Raw genomic sequence first — 14,368 nt, 5'->3', positions numbered from 1 at the left:
TGTTACTTGCCCAGCAAAAATTTGCGGGCGATGGCGATCTGGTCGTCGTGGACGAAAGTGGGCGCATGGCCCACGCCGGCGATTTCCACCAGTTCCGCCTTCGGACCGCGACCGAGCATGCGCGTGGCCGTTTCGTGCGACAGCAAATCGGATTCCGAGCCGCGCACCAACAGAGTCGGGCAGCGCACGGCATCATACGCGGCCCACAGCATGGCTTCGTCGCTGGCCGCCGATTCCGGCGTGGCCGAGCGGAACGGCATGGCCAGTCCCATATCATAGTGGCGGCGCCAGTGGCCATCCTTGTCTTGCCGCAACACATCCACCGCCAGTTTATGCCATTCCGCATCCGTGTGCGGGCCAAAGCTGGCGGACACGTCGCGCACGAACTTGGCGCCCTGCTCGAACGTCTCGAAACGCAAGTCCTGGCCGATGTAGTCGCCGATGCGCTGCAAGGCTTCGGGCGCCAGGGTCGGGCCGATATCGTTCAGGACCAGCTTGCTGATCGGGCTGTGCGGCAACGATGCCAGGCCCAGGCCGATCAAGCCGCCCATCGACGTGCCGAACCAGTCCACCGTCTGGCGCTCGCCATTGGCCAGCACGCGCGCCAGCAGGGTCACCATGTCACTCACATATTGCGGCACGCGGTAGAACTGCGGATTGGCCAGCCAGCCCGAGCGACCGCGGCCCACCACGTCGGGGCAGATCACGCGGTAATCGCTGGCCATGGCGCGCGCCAGGTTGTCGAAGTCGTCCGCCACGCGCGTCACGCCGTGGGCGCAAACGAGCACGTTCGGATTATCGGCAGCGCCCCACTCCTTGTACGACATGGTATGCAAGCCTGCGGGGGAGATGCATTGCACGGATTTGATGCTCGCTTCGATCATGCGATTCCTTATAACACCGGAGCTACGGTTTTGTCCGGCGTCGTTATTTGGTAGTAAAAAACAAAGAAACCGGCAATTTGCCGGATGCCCCACGCGCGACTCTTCGGCAGTGTAGCGCAGCGCGGGCAATGCTCCAAGCGCGCGGCTGAAATGCTGCGCCGCAGCACACTACTGGCACGCTCGCCATGGCGCAATACCCGATATAGCGAAAATGCATATCTGCGGTTATCCACAATTGAGCCGGCCTGGCAATGCGCGGATGATCGCAGCATCAACCCGCAAGAGGAGACCACTCGTGAAAAAACCATTCTATAAAATCCTGTACGTACAGGTGCTGTTCGCCATCGTGGCCGGCGTGCTGCTGGGGGTGTTCTACCCCTCGAACGCCGTCGACATGAAACCGCTGGGTGACGGCTTTATCAAACTGATCAAGATGATCATCGCCCCGGTGATCTTCTGTACCGTGGTCTCCGGCATCGCCGGCATGCAGGACGTCAAGAAAATCGGCCGAGTGGGCGGCAAGGCGCTGCTGTACTTTGAAGTGGTCTCCACCTTCGCGCTGGCCATCGGCTTGCTGGTTGCTAACATCCTCAAACCGGGCGCCGGCTTCAACGCCGATCCGGCCCACCTCGACGCCAAGTCGATCGCGCAATACACGCATGCCGAAGGCATGTCGACCATCGACTTCGTGATGAACATTATCCCGAAAACCTTCGTTGACGCCTTCGCCAAGGGCGACATCCTGCAAGTGCTCTTGATCGCCATCCTGTTCGGCTTTTCGCTGTCCCTGCTGGGCGAGCGCGGCCGTCCGGTCACCAAGCTGATCGACGAACTGTCGCATGCCATCTTTGGCATGGTCAACATCATCATGAAAGTCGCTCCCATCGGCGCATTCGGCGCGATGGCCTTTACCATCGGCAAATACGGCCTGGCTTCGCTGATTCCGCTGGCCAAGCTGATGGGTTCCTTCTACCTGACCTGCTTCCTGTTCGTCTTCGTCGTGCTAGGCCTGATCGCCAAGTACACGGGCTTCTCGATCGGCCGCTTCTTGCTGTACATCAAGGAAGAACTGCTGATCGTGCTCGGTACCAGCTCGTCGGAATCGGCCCTGCCGGCCCTGATGAAAAAACTCGAGCGCCTGGGCTGCTCCAAGCCGGTCGTCGGCCTGGTCGTGCCGACCGGCTACTCGTTCAACCTGGACGGCACCAATATCTACATGACCATGGCCGCCCTGTTCGTGGCGCAAGCGACCAACACGGAACTGACCATCTGGCAGGAACTGACCATCCTGGGCGTGGCGATGCTGACCTCGAAAGGCGCGTCCGGCATCACGGGAGCCGGCTTCATCACCCTGGCCGCGACCCTGGCCGTGGTGCCGACGATCCCCGTGGCCGGCATGGCGCTGATCCTGGGCATCGACCGCTTCATGAGCGAATGCCGTGCGCTGACGAATTTCGTCGGCAACGGCGTGGCCACCATCGTCGTGTCGAAATGGGAAAAAGAACTGGACATGGACAAGCTGCATAGCGAGCTGGCCCACCCCACCCACCCGACCGAAGACGCGTATGTCGCCCCATCCGTGAATATCGTCAAGTAAGCCGTACTCTCCATTGCAAAGCCCCGCAGAGCGATCTGCGGGGCTTTTTCGTTGTGCGCGCGCTTCTCGCATCATCAACATACAGTAAATCATGCATCAATATTTATTACGATGATCAATGAATGAAAAACTATTACAGTACTGTCACCTGTTCGCCGTCAAGCTCCCGCATAATGACATTGCGCTAATGCAAGCCTGACACCGAACCATCCTCACTTTTGAATGGAGCACGCATGTCCCTCTCGCCCGCCTTTTACGCCACCTGGAGCCCACGCCTGCTGGGCCTGCTGCGCATCATCCTCGGCTTTCTCTTCCTGCAACACGGCACGGCCAAGCTGTTCGGCGCGCCGCACGTGGCCATGTTCGACGGCTTGCAACTGTTTTCCGTGATGGGCGCGGCCGGCGTCATCGAGCTGGTCGGCGGCACCTTGCTGCTGGTCGGCCTGTTCACGCGCCCCGTCGCCTTCATCCTGTCGGGACAGATGGCGGCCGCCTATTTCATGGCGCACGCGCCCGCCGGCTTCCTGCCGATCCTGAACGGCGGCGAAATGGCCGTCATGTATTGCTTCACCTTCCTGTACTTCGCGGCAGCGGGCGCCGGCGCCTACAGCCTGGACGCATTGCGCGGCAAGGCGAGCGCATAAAAAAAGGGCGGACATCGCTGTCCGCCCCGCTTCGATACGACGATCCGCCGAGCTTACACGGCGGAGACGTCCAGTTCCGCGCCCGTGGCCGCCTGCACCTGCTCCTTGGTCACGCCCGGCGCCAGTTCCACCAGCTTCAAGCCGTTTTCCGTCACGTCGATCACGCCCAGGTCGCTGATGATGACGTCGACCACGCCCACGCCCGTCAGCGGCAAGTCGCACTGTTTCAGCAGCTTGTGCGACGTCGTGCCATCCTTGGCCGTGGCCACGTGTTCCATCAGCACGACGACTCTCTTGACGCCGGCGACGAGGTCCATCGCCCCGCCCATGCCCTTGACCATCTTGCCTGGAATCATCCAGTTGGCCAGGTCGCCCTTTTCCGACACTTGCATGGCACCCAGGATGGCCAGGTTGATCTTGCCACCACGAATCATGCCAAACGAATCAGCCGAGCTGAAGTAGGCGGCGCCAGGCAAGGCCGTCACCGTCTGCTTGCCGGCGTTGATCAGGTCGGCATCGACTTCCGCGTCGGTGGGGAACGGGCCGATGCCCAATAACCCGTTTTCCGACTGCAGGAATACTTCGATGTTGTCCGGCACATAGTTGGCGACCAGGGTCGGCAAGCCGATACCCAGGTTCACATAAAAACCATCCTGCAATTCCTTTGCCGCGCGCGCGGCCATTTCGTCACGTGTCCAAGCCATAGTAATCTCCGTATTCTGTTTTATGCTTCGGTGCGCACGGTGCGCTGCTCGATGCGTTTTTCCGGGTTCGCGTTGACCACGATGCGGTGCACGAAGATGCTCGGCGTGTGGACCTGGTCCGGGTCGATCTCGCCCACTTCGACCAGTTTTTCCACTTCGACGATGGTGATCTTGCCGGCCATGGCCACGTTCGGGTTGAAATTGCGCGCCGTCTTGCGGTAGACCAAATTGCCCGCGCGGTCGGCCATGTAGGCTTTGACCAGCGCCACGTCGGCCACGAGGCTGCGCTCCATCACATATTGCTCGCCGTCGAATTCGCGGAGTTCCTTGCCGTCGGCAACGATGGTGCCCACGCCCGTCTTGGTAAAGAAGGCCGGGATGCCCGCGCCGCCGGCGCGCAGTTTTTCGGCCAGGGTGCCTTGCGGCGTGAATTCCAGTTCCAGTTCGCCGGCCAGGTACTGGCGCGCGAATTCCTTGTTTTCACCCACGTAGGAGGCGATCATTTTCTTGATCTGGCGCGTGGTCAACAGCTGGCCCAGGCCGAAACCGTCCACGCCTGCATTGTTGGAGATGGCGGTCAGGCCCGTCACGCCCGAATCGCGCAAGGCGCCGATCAGGGCTTCGGGAATGCCGCACAGGCCGAAGCCGCCGACGGCGATGGTCTGGCCATCTTGGACGATACCGGCCAGCGCCGAGGCGGCGTCAGGATAAACTTTATTCATGGGTGTCCCTCTATCTTTTGTTAAGCTTTGGTCTTGAGTCCATGACTCAGGCAGCGACTCAGCATAAAATACGCGAGTGGAAAGTACAATACCGTAGAACTACCGGCGCCGTGCCGGCAATCCCCCTGTGAGAGTGATACGTATCAGATGAACGCCGCGTCAGCCATCGATTATGAAAGCATCTTCCTGCACGCGCCCGTGGGCATGTGCATGTCGGAAAACCGTATCATGCGTAGCTGCAACGAAGCGCTGGCGGCCATGTTCGGCTATGCGCGCGCCCAACTGGACGACCAGTCGTTCGAAGTACTCTACCCCACGCACGACGAATTCCTGCGCACCGGTGACCGCATCATTCCCATCATGAACGCCAGGGGACGCTATTCGGACGAGCGCATCATGCGCCGCAGTAATGGAGAATTGTTCTGGTGCCACGTCACGGGCCACGCCATGCTGCCGCAGGAACCGCTGGGGCCGGGCATCTGGACGTTCGAGGATGTCAGCGAGAAACGTCCCGTGACGGCGGAACTGACCCCGCGCGAGCGCGAAATCGCCGCCCTGCTGGTGGAAGGCAAGACGAGCAAGGTCATCGCCCGCCAGATCGACCTCAGCCCCCGCACGGTGGAAATGCACCGCGCCAAGCTGATGCGCAAGTTCGCTGCATCGACATCATCGGAGCTCGTGCACAAGCTGGTGGGACTGCAGCTGCAGCGCTAGAAGGTACTCATGCCACCGTCAGCGGAAATGATGGCGCCGTTGATGAAATGCGAATCCTCGCCCGCCAGCAGCAGCAGCAGGCCGTCGAGGTCTTCCGGCTTGCCCGGACGTTTATTCGGCAGCATTTCGATCAGCTTCTTGCCCTGCTCGGTGGCAAAGTAATCTTCATTGATTTCCGTGGAAATATAGCCGGGGCAGATGGCGTTCGTGTTGATGCCGTATTTGCCCCACTCCACGGCCATGGCGCGCGTCATGTGCACCATGCCCGCCTTGCTCATGCAATACACGCCGATCTGCGGCAGCACCTGCAAGCCCGCCATCGAAGCGATATTGATGATGCGGTGCTGTTTCTTCGGGTCGCCCTTGGCGCGCGCGATCATGCGCTTGGCCGTTTGCTGGGCCACGAAGAACGAACCGCGCAGATTGGTGTCCATCACGAACGAGTAATCTTCGGGCGTGACGTCGACCAGGCGTTGCGTGGTGGAGACACCGGAATTGTTGACGAGGATATCGATGGGGCCCGCTTCCGTTTCCGCGTGCGCGATGGCCGACTTGATGCTGGCGAAGTCGGTCACGTCGAGCGACACCACGTGCGCGGCGCCGCCGTCCGCTTCGATTTCGGCGCGTAATTCCTTCAGGCGTTCGGTGCGGCGCGACGCCAGCACGACCTGTGCGCCGGCCTGGGCCAGCACTTTTGCAAAGCGCGCGCCGAGGCCGCTCGATGCGCCGGTAATCAGGGCAATCTTGCCCTCGAAATTGACTTCTATGCCCACGAGCTACTCCTGTTTTATTTTAGACAACACTTTACGCCGTGCCTATGGCAATCGGGCAAATTCCCCCGCAGCGCACTCGAGCAAAAGTAAACGCCATCATTACACAAAATGGCCGGATTTAGATTGCGGCGAGGGGCAATGTCACGCAAAATGGCGCCAAAGTTGCAATCCTCGCCAAAAACAAGCACACTCGTGCTTAAATTTCCCCGATGATGCTTTATTCCCTATCCTTGCTACCTAATTGAGTGACTGACAATCGAGACCATGACACAGCCTAATAACTTAGTTGAACAGTACGGACCGCGCGAAACCATGGAGTATGACGTGGTGATCGTCGGCGGTGGCCCCGCAGGCTTGGCCGCGGCGATCCGCCTGAAGCAGCTGGCCGCTGAAAAGAGCCAGGAAGTGTCCGTCTGCGTGCTGGAAAAAGGCGGCGAACTGGGCGCGCATATCCTGTCGGGCGCCATCATGGACCCGAAAGCGCTCACGGAACTGATTCCGAACTGGAAAGAACTGGGCGCGCCCCTGAACACGGAAGTGACGGAAGACCGCATCCTGTTCCTGACCGAAACGAAAGCGTATAAAACGCCAGGCTTCGCCGTACCGGCCTGCTTTGAAAACCACGGCAACTACATCGTCTCGCTGGGCAATGTGGTGCGCTGGATGGGCCAGCAGGCGGAAAACCTGGGCGTGGAAATCTTCCCGGGCTTCCCTGCCGCGGAAATCCTCTACAACGACGACGGCTCCGTGAAAGGTGTGGCGACCGGCAACATGGGCGTCAAGCGCGATGGCGAACCGGGTCCCGACTTCCAGCTGGGCATGGAATTGCACGCCAAGTACACGCTGTTCGCCGAAGGCGCGCGCGGCCACCTGGGCAAGCAATTGATGGCCAAGTATGACTTGAACGCCGGCAAGGATCCGCAATCGTACGGCATCGGCATCAAGGAATTGTGGGAAATCGACCCGGCCCAGCACAAGCCTGGCCTGGTGATCCACTCGAGCGGCTGGCCGCTGGATACGAAAACCTATGGCGGCTCCTTCCTGTACCACCTGGAAAACAACCAGGTGATGGTGGGCTACGTGGTCGGACTGAACTACGAAAACCCGTATTTGTCGCCGTACGAGGAATTCCAGCGCTACAAGACGCATCCGGAAATCCGCAAGTTCTTCGAAGGCGGCAAGCGTATTTCCTACGGCGCGCGCGCGATCGCGGCCGGCGGCCTGCAATCGTTGCCGAAACTGGTGTTTGCCGGCGGCGCGCTGATCGGCTGCGATGCGGGCTTTTTGAACATGAGCCGCATCAAGGGCAGCCACGCGGCCATCAAGAGCGGCATGCTGGCGGCGGACGCGGCCTTTGGCGCGCTGGGCGAACAGCGCCAGCACGATGAACTGACGAGCTACCCTGTCGCCTTTGAAAAATCCTGGCTGCATGAAGAGCTGCACGTGGCGCGCAACGTCAAGCCATGGCTGTCGAAAGGTCTGTACCTGGGCAGCCTGATGACGGGCATCGACCAGCTGATCTTCCGCGGCAAGGCGCCATGGACCCTGCACCACTCGCATGGCGACCACGAATGCCTGAAACCGGCGGCCCAGTCGAAAAAGATCGTGTATCCGAAACCCGACGGCAAGCTGACTTTCGACAAGATGTCGTCCGTGTTCATCTCGAACACGAACCACGCGGAAGACCAGCCCATCCACCTGACGTTGAAGAACGCCAGCGTGCCCGTCGACGTCAACCTGGCCACGTATGCGGGTCCGGAAGCGCGTTACTGTCCCGCCGGCGTGTACGAGTTCGTGAAGAACGACGACGGCGCCGAACGCCTGCAGATCAATGCGCAGAACTGCGTGCACTGTAAAACCTGCGACATCAAGGATCCGACGCAGAACATCGTGTGGGTGACACCGGAAGGCGGCGGCGGGCCGAACTATCCGAATATGTAAGCCGGTCGCCCGGCATGCAGCGGCAGCGCTACCGCGCTGCGGCTGCCGCGAGCTTACAGATACTTGTCGCCAGCCAGGCGGCTGCGTATCGTTTTTGCCGGCGCGCCATAGCTGACGCACAAATCGGCCACGGGCCGCGTCACCACGGCACCGGCGCCGACCACGCAGTGACTGCCTATGCGCATGCGCTGCAGCAGCAAGGCGCCCATGCCCAGGGCGCTGCACGTGCCGATGAAGCAACTGCCGCCTGTCGCAGCGGCAGGCGCCAGGCTGGAAAACGCCTCCATCACGCAATCGTGATCAAGCGAGGCGCGCGTGTTGACGATACAGCCATGCCCGACGTCGCAGCCGGGATTGATCACCGCCCCTGCCATCACCACGCTGCCCGCACCGATGTGCACGGTCCTGGCGACACAGGCCTGCGGATGCACGGCGCTGACGAATGGCAGTTGCGGGCACAATGCCGCCACGCGGGCCGTCACGCTTGCCCGCACGAAGTTGTCGCCGATGGCCACCAGTAATCCTGCCACGGCCAGCTGCTCCACCAGGACCGGTAGATCGGACTCGGCGCCCAGGACGCGATAGCCCGAGGTTTCCTCACCGATCGTCCGGAACGCATCGATCAAGCCGGCGATATGAAAGACCCCCTGGCGTTCGACCACGTCAATGACGACCTTCGCATGGCCCGACGAGCCAATGATTAAAATGTTTTGCATATCCCAGCTGAAAAGTGAACGATATCGGACAGCGACCGCCCGGCAAGGAAGGCGCCAATTCACGGGCATCATACCAGCAGCCCGGCACAAGGCATGCCGCCCATCCGCCTGCAAGGTTTTTAAAACAGCCACTTTTCCCCGCGCTTTGACCAGCCAGCAACACCAAGTTTGCATTGCGACAGCATTCCTGGATAAATTCCATCTGGAAAGTTTCTCAGAAGCACTTTCACCAGTTACAATTCCCTCTGCTAACTATTTCACCTTCCGCCCGCCCATGAACGCAAACGCCCTTCCCGCAGTGCCCCTCGACGCCGAATTGCAGCAGGCAATTACCGAACACCAGGCTGGCCGTTTTGCCGAGGCGGAAGAGCTTTACCTGGCGATTTTGCAAGCGCATCCCTATCACGCCATCGCCAACCACAATATGGGTTTATTGGCGGGACAGGTCGGGCAATACGAGGCCGGCTTGCCGTATCTGCACAAGGCGCTGTCGGTGAACCCCGACGAAGGCCAGTTCTGGCTGTCGTATGCGGATGGCTTGCTCAAGGCGGGCGAACGCGAACAGGCGCTGGAGATCGTGACGGCGGCCATCGCGCGCGGGCTCGACAACGAACAGTCGCAAGGCTTGCGCAGCCGCATTGAAACGGCGATCGCCAGCACGCCCACTGCGCAGGAAACGCAGCACGTCATTGCACTGTATCAAGCCGGCCACCATGCCGAACTGGAAATGGCCAGCCACGCCCTGACGCAGCGCTATCCCGACTCGGACTTTGCCTGGAGCGTGCTGGGCACCGCCCTGCAATTACAGGGCAAGGATGCCTTCGAGGCCCTGCAAAAAACCGTGCAACTGGCGCCCAACGATGCCGAAGCGCATGGCAACCTGGGCACCGCATGGCAGGAACGGGGCATGTACGACCAGGCGATCGACAGCTATGCCCGGGCGCTGGAACTGAATCCGGATTTTGTCGAGGCGCATGGCAACCTGGCGGCGGCCCTGCAGGCGCAAGGCAAGCTGAAACAGGCCGAACAGGCCTACCGTCAAGCGCTGGCGTTGCGTCCCGATTATGCCAAGGGCCACTTCAATCTCGGCAATACATTACAGCTCATGCAGCGCAGCGCCGAAGCCATCGCGTGCTATCAAAGCGCGCTGGCCCTGCTGCCGGGCGACGCGGAAATTTATCTGAATCTGGGCAATGCGCAGCTAGACCTGAAACAATGGCAAGCGGCCATCGTCAGCTATCGGGCCGTACTGCAACTGGCGCCACGCACCAAGGCGGCACATGCCAACTTGGCGGCGGCGCTGCATGAGGCCGGAGAGTACGAGAGTGCGGTGAAAATTTGCCAATCTGGCATCATTTTGCATGCGGACGACGCCAAGCTGCACAATAACCTGGGACGCGCGTTTCAGTGGCTGGGGAAGGCTGAGGAAGCCATCGCCGCGTATGAACAGGCGATCGCGCTCGATGGCGATTTCCCCCAGGCGCTAAGCAATTTGGGCTTGCTTCAATGCAAACAGAAAAACTACGCAGCAGCCATTGAGTACTGCACGCGCGCCTACCACCTGCAACCAGACGATGGACCAGCCAGCGCCCAGCTCGCCATCGCCTACGGAGCCGCCGAGGACAGGGACAATGCGCTGAAGTACTTTCAGCAAGCCATCGATATCGCACCTGAGAACGCCGCAATGCACAAGCATCTGGGCGACTACTACAACAACATCAAGCGCTTCGAGCAAGCTGTCGCGCCATATCGCCAGGCACTCAAGTATGAACCAGACAATAGCGAGACGCATAACAACCTCGGGGTCGTTCTACAGGAATTGAAGGCATACGACGAAGCGACCGCTGCGTACGCGCGCGCGCTGGAACTGAATCCAAAAAACATCTCGGCGCTCATTAACCGGGGATCGACACAGCAGGCGCAGAATCAAATCGAACTGGCCAAGCAAAGTTATCTTGCCGCTCTCGCTATCGACGCCGAATTCGATCGCGCTCACTTTGCACTCGGCAATTGCCATGTGATCATGAATGAACCCCTGCTGGCCCTCGAGTGCTATCACAAGACGCTGGCAATCAACCCAGACTATCGCGATGCCTACGTCAATATCAGCGCCACTTTCAGCAATATCGGCCGGATAGACGAAGCCATTGAAACGTGCCGCAAGGGGCTGGCCGTTTGCCCGCTGTGGGAAACCCTGTTCAGCAACTACCTGTTCTTGCTGTCGCATAGCGCCAACATTGACGCCGAGACACTGTTTGCCGAGCATCAGCGCTTTAGCGATACCTTCGAAAAACACGTTATCAAGAACACGCTCCCGCACAGCAATACCCGCGACCCGCTGCGCACCTTGAAGGTAGGCTTCGTATCAGGCGATCTGCTCAACCATCCGGTACCGCATTTCCTCATCCCGATCCTGGAAAATATCGCCGATGGCGCCCGGCTGTCACTATATGCCTACCATAACAATCCGCAAAACGACGATATCACGGAGCGCTTGCGGGAAGTCATTCCCCACTGGCGCCAGGTCGAGCACCTGTCCGATCCGGACCTGGGCCAGCTGATCCACGACGATGGCATCGACATCCTGATCGATTTGTCCGGACACACGGGCAAGAACCGGCTGCTCATGTTTGCCGCCAAGCCCGCCCCAGTCCAGGCCAGCTGGATCGGCTACCCGCTCACGACGGGACTGCAGGCGATCGATTACTATCTGAGCGATCAGTACTTCACACCACCGGACGAATTGGGCAGCCAGTTCTCCGAGAAACTGATGCTGCTCCCCGCCTGCGTGCCATTCCTGCCATCCGAGCTTGCGCCCAGCATTGAGCCGGCGCCCGTATTGGCAAATGGCTATATCACGTTTGGCAGCTTCAACCGTACCAACAAAATCAATCGCCAGGTCATCGCGCGCTGGGCCAGGGTGCTGCGCGCCGTCCCCGATTCCAAAATGATCGTGGCGGCCATGCCGAAATCGGAAGCGCCGCCACAACTGGCTGCCTGGTTCGCGGAAGAAGGCATTGCGCCGGAGCGCCTGACCTTCGAAGGACGCACGAGCATGGCCCAATTCATGGCCATCCATCACCGCATCGATATCTGCCTCGATGCCTTCCCGTATTGCGGCAGCACGACGACCCTGCATGCGCTGTGGATGGGCGTGCCCACGCTCACGACGGCAGGTCGCACCATGCCTAGCCGCGCCGGCAACATGATCATGCGCCAGGTCGAACTCGATGACTTCATCGCCACTGACGAAGAGGATTTCGTGCGCAAGAGCGTGTCCATGGCGGCCAACCCCATGCTGCTGGGCGCCTACCGTTTCAGCATGCGGCACCGCCTGGAGCGCTCGATCCTGGGCAAGCCCAAGCTGATCACGGAAGGGCTGGAAAATGGCCTGCGCATGGCTTGGCAACGCTGGTGCGAAGGCTTGCCGCCAGTTTCGTTCGAAGCACCCGTGGCCGTGCCCAACCCGCCGATCGGATTATGATGAGCACTCAAAAAAACAAACCAGTCTATGTCACCCAGCCCCTGCTGCCGCCGCTGGAGGATTTCCTGCCGTATCTGGAAACGATCTGGGATAACAAGATCCTGACCAATGGCGGCCCGTTCCACCAGCAGCTCGAGCAGGCGCTGTGCGACTACCTGGGCGTCAAGCATATCTGCCTGTTCGCCAATGGCACCTTGGCATTGATGACGGCCTTGCAGGCGCTGCGCATCAATGGCGAAGTGATCACGACGCCGTACTCGTTTGTCGCCACCGCCCATTCCCTGCTGTGGAACAATATCAAGCCCGTCTTTGCCGACATCGAGCCGCACAGCCTGAACCTCGACCCGAGCAAAATCGAGGCGGCCATCACGCCGCAGACCACCGCCATCATGCCCGTGCACTGCTACGGCCGGCCATGCGACATCGAAGCCATCGAGAAAATTGCCGACAACTACAACCTGAAGGTGATCTACGATGCGGCGCATGCGTTTGGCGTGCGCCACCGGGGCGGCAGCGTGCTCAATCACGGCGACCTTTCCGTGATCAGCTTTCACGCCACCAAGATCTTCAACACCTTCGAAGGCGGCGCCATCGTCTGCCCCGACGCCAAGACCAAGCAACGCATCGACCATCTGAAAAACTTCGGCTTCGTCGATGAAGTCACGGTTGTGGCCGCTGGAATCAACGGCAAGATGAGCGAAATCAATGCCGCCTTCGGCTTGCTGCAGCTCAAGGGCATTGACGGCGCGCGCCAGAAGCGCAAGGCGATCGATGCGCATTACCGCCAGCAGCTGGCCGGCATCGGTGGCATCACCTGCGTGCAGCAAGGTGATGCCGAGGCCGCCAACAACGCGTATTTCCCCATCCTGGTCGGCCCCGATTATCCGCTGTCGCGCGACGCCCTGTTCCAGTTGCTGCGCGACCAGGAAATCTATGCGCGCCGCTATTTTTACCCGCTCATCAGCGACTTCCCCATGTACCGCGGCATGTCGTCCGCCGCGCACGCGAACCTGCCCGTGGCGCGGCTCGCCTCATCGCAAGTGATCTGCCTGCCCATCTATCCGGATCTGGAGATGGCGACCGTGGACGCCATTATCGCCATGATCGCCGCGCCCGCACTGCAACAAGAAGTGATACGGAACATCGCCTGATGCAAATTTCCACCGAAACCAATTTTTCCGGCGTAGCGGAGAACCATGCCTGGTCGGGCCAATTCACGGTGCTGGGCTACGCGGATGGCGCCATCAGCACCCTGCCCCATCAATTTTTCCGCAACTGGCTGGACCAGGAACCGGAGAACGGCCACTTTTATATTGGGCGCGGCTCCTGTTTCGGCGTCGGTTCGCTGGTGAAATATGACAGCGGACAGCAAAGCCTGTGCGTCGGACGCTATGTAGCCGGTGGCTCGCGCCTGAGTTTCATCCTCAATGGCCAGCATGAAATGCGCACGGTCTCGACCTTCATGCTGTCGATCCTTGGCGGCGGATTGAAAAATACGCCGCCGCCACAGTATGCCGACACGGTGATCAAGAACGATGTGTGGATCGGCGACGAAGTGATGGTGCTGGGCGGCAGCGTGATCGAAAACGGCTGCGTCATCGGCGCCCGCTCGCTGCTGCCACCGAATTTCCGTTCGGAACCCTATGGAATTTATGCGGGTTCGCCAGCGCGCCTGATCCGCTACCGCTTCACGGAAAAAGTCCGTGCCGCGCTGCTGGAGCTGGCCTGGTGGGAAATGCCGCTGGAATGGGTACGCAACAACAACGCCATGTTCCTGGAGGACCTGTGCGCAGACGAAGCGAAGGCATTGCTGGTCATTAACATCCTGAAAAGCAGCCGCCAGCAATGGGAAGCGGAACACGGCGGCGTGGCCGATTGAACCTGATGCAACTTGCCACTAAGGAAAGAAAAAATATATTTCCACGCGGCATTTAATAAAGCGGAAGGAATGGTCGTCTTGTACTGGTAGGAGCAGATAAACCGTCGCTCCTCACCATAACCACCCAATTAGGAATGACACCATGCTGAGTCTTCACACTAACGCTGCTTCCCTGTCGGCACAAAATTCGATCTCGAATACCCAATCCAAACTGTCGACTTCGATGACGCGCCTGAGCACCGGCTTCCGTATCAATTCGGCCATGGACGACGCTGCAGGCCTGCAGATCGCCACCCGCCTGAAAGCACAA

General features: G+C 60.1%; 13 protein-coding genes. 8 read left to right on the top strand and 5 right to left on the bottom strand.

Features of this window, described 5'->3' with window-relative positions; all coding sequences use genetic code 11:
• Positions 1-2 precede the first annotated feature (2 nt).
• Positions 3-884, bottom strand: a complete 882-nt coding sequence (locus V3C40_RS23900; protein WP_219328396.1) for an alpha/beta fold hydrolase — start codon at positions 882-884, stop codon at positions 3-5.
• 259 nt (positions 885-1,143) lie between these two features.
• Between V3C40_RS23900 and V3C40_RS23895 the strand changes: the two genes are divergently transcribed.
• Both V3C40_RS23895 and V3C40_RS23890 read left to right on the top strand, forming a co-directional pair.
• Positions 1,144-2,481 carry a dicarboxylate/amino acid:cation symporter gene (locus V3C40_RS23895; protein WP_331778697.1) on the top strand — a complete coding sequence of 446 codons (1,338 nt, stop codon included), beginning with the start codon at positions 1,144-1,146 and terminating at the stop codon, positions 2,479-2,481.
• A 233-nt stretch (positions 2,482-2,714) separates the two neighbouring features.
• Positions 2,715-3,125, top strand: coding sequence for a DoxX family protein (locus V3C40_RS23890; RefSeq protein WP_046684927.1), 411 nt, complete (start codon positions 2,715-2,717; stop codon positions 3,123-3,125).
• 53 nt (positions 3,126-3,178) lie between these two features.
• Here V3C40_RS23890 and V3C40_RS23885 read toward each other — a convergent pair whose 3' ends face one another.
• Positions 3,179-3,829, bottom strand: a complete 651-nt coding sequence (locus V3C40_RS23885) for a CoA transferase subunit B (protein ID WP_072454554.1) — start codon at positions 3,827-3,829, stop codon at positions 3,179-3,181.
• 20 nt (positions 3,830-3,849) lie between these two features.
• Complete coding sequence (locus V3C40_RS23880; RefSeq protein WP_070303098.1) at positions 3,850-4,551, bottom strand: CoA transferase subunit A; 702 nt, start codon at positions 4,549-4,551, stop codon at positions 3,850-3,852.
• Between the two features lie 147 nt (positions 4,552-4,698).
• Between V3C40_RS23880 and V3C40_RS23875 the strand changes: the two genes are divergently transcribed.
• A complete protein-coding gene (locus V3C40_RS23875) occupies positions 4,699-5,265 on the top strand; it encodes a PAS and helix-turn-helix domain-containing protein (RefSeq protein ID WP_034752350.1) in 567 nt (188 codons plus the stop codon).
• Here V3C40_RS23875 and V3C40_RS23870 read toward each other — a convergent pair.
• Positions 5,262-6,038 carry an SDR family oxidoreductase gene (locus tag V3C40_RS23870; RefSeq protein WP_034752351.1) on the bottom strand — a complete coding sequence of 259 codons (777 nt, stop codon included), beginning with the start codon at positions 6,036-6,038 and terminating at the stop codon, positions 5,262-5,264. The two genes, V3C40_RS23875 and V3C40_RS23870, sit on opposite strands and share 4 nt — an antisense overlap.
• Before the next feature lie 264 nt (positions 6,039-6,302).
• Between V3C40_RS23870 and V3C40_RS23865 the strand changes: the two genes are divergently transcribed.
• Positions 6,303-7,979, top strand: coding sequence for an electron transfer flavoprotein-ubiquinone oxidoreductase (locus tag V3C40_RS23865; protein WP_175444538.1), 1,677 nt, complete (start codon positions 6,303-6,305; stop codon positions 7,977-7,979).
• A 53-nt stretch (positions 7,980-8,032) separates the two neighbouring features.
• On the opposite strand, the gene V3C40_RS23860 is transcribed toward V3C40_RS23865, so the two are convergent.
• On the bottom strand, positions 8,033-8,695 hold the full coding sequence (locus V3C40_RS23860; protein WP_034752356.1) for an acetyltransferase: 663 nt from the start codon (positions 8,693-8,695) through the stop codon (positions 8,033-8,035).
• A 274-nt stretch (positions 8,696-8,969) separates the two neighbouring features.
• Between V3C40_RS23860 and V3C40_RS23855 the strand changes: the two genes are divergently transcribed.
• The 4 genes from V3C40_RS23855 to V3C40_RS23840 all read left to right on the top strand — a co-directional run.
• A complete protein-coding gene (locus tag V3C40_RS23855) occupies positions 8,970-12,179 on the top strand; it encodes a tetratricopeptide repeat protein (protein ID WP_331778696.1) in 3,210 nt (1,069 codons plus the stop codon).
• Positions 12,176-13,330: a DegT/DnrJ/EryC1/StrS family aminotransferase gene (locus V3C40_RS23850; protein ID WP_331778695.1), complete on the top strand. Its 1,155-nt coding sequence runs from the start codon at positions 12,176-12,178 to the stop codon at positions 13,328-13,330. Before V3C40_RS23855 ends, V3C40_RS23850 begins: the two co-directional genes overlap by 4 nt.
• Positions 13,330-14,058 carry an acetyltransferase gene (locus tag V3C40_RS23845; protein ID WP_072454557.1) on the top strand — a complete coding sequence of 243 codons (729 nt, stop codon included), beginning with the start codon at positions 13,330-13,332 and terminating at the stop codon, positions 14,056-14,058. Before V3C40_RS23850 ends, V3C40_RS23845 begins: the two co-directional genes overlap by 1 nt.
• 142 nt (positions 14,059-14,200) lie before the next feature.
• Positions 14,201-14,368 (top strand): flagellin N-terminal helical domain-containing protein (locus V3C40_RS23840; RefSeq protein ID WP_442907310.1); only part of this gene is annotated, 168 nt, incomplete at its 3' end.

This window comes from Janthinobacterium sp. LS2A (assembly GCF_036543145.1).
Lineage (GTDB): Bacteria > Pseudomonadota > Gammaproteobacteria > Burkholderiales > Burkholderiaceae_D > Janthinobacterium > Janthinobacterium aestuarii.
The sequence above is the reverse complement of the archived record's forward strand: the minus strand, read 5'-3'. Positions and strand labels throughout refer to the sequence as shown.

Excerpts from the sequence above, each read along its gene's own strand:
- V3C40_RS23900 (WP_219328396.1), bottom strand. The coding sequence starts at position 884 with ATGATCGAAGCGAGCATCAAATCCGTGCAATGCATCTCCCCCGCAGGC.
- V3C40_RS23895 (WP_331778697.1), top strand. The coding sequence starts at position 1,144 with ATGATCGCAGCATCAACCCGCAAGAGGAGACCACTCGTGAAAAAACCA.
- V3C40_RS23845 (WP_072454557.1), top strand. The coding sequence starts at position 13,330 with ATGCAAATTTCCACCGAAACCAATTTTTCCGGCGTAGCGGAGAACCAT.
- V3C40_RS23885 (WP_072454554.1), bottom strand. The coding sequence starts at position 3,829 with ATGGCTTGGACACGTGACGAAATGGCCGCGCGCGCGGCAAAGGAATTG.
- V3C40_RS23855 (WP_331778696.1), top strand. The coding sequence starts at position 8,970 with ATGAACGCAAACGCCCTTCCCGCAGTGCCCCTCGACGCCGAATTGCAG.
- V3C40_RS23850 (WP_331778695.1), top strand. The coding sequence starts at position 12,176 with ATGATGAGCACTCAAAAAAACAAACCAGTCTATGTCACCCAGCCCCTG.
- V3C40_RS23880 (WP_070303098.1), bottom strand. The coding sequence starts at position 4,551 with ATGAATAAAGTTTATCCTGACGCCGCCTCGGCGCTGGCCGGTATCGTC.
- V3C40_RS23860 (WP_034752356.1), bottom strand. The coding sequence starts at position 8,695 with ATGCAAAACATTTTAATCATTGGCTCGTCGGGCCATGCGAAGGTCGTC.
- V3C40_RS23865 (WP_175444538.1), top strand. The coding sequence starts at position 6,303 with ATGACACAGCCTAATAACTTAGTTGAACAGTACGGACCGCGCGAAACC.
- V3C40_RS23875 (WP_034752350.1), top strand. The coding sequence starts at position 4,699 with ATGAACGCCGCGTCAGCCATCGATTATGAAAGCATCTTCCTGCACGCG.
- V3C40_RS23890 (WP_046684927.1), top strand. The coding sequence starts at position 2,715 with ATGTCCCTCTCGCCCGCCTTTTACGCCACCTGGAGCCCACGCCTGCTG.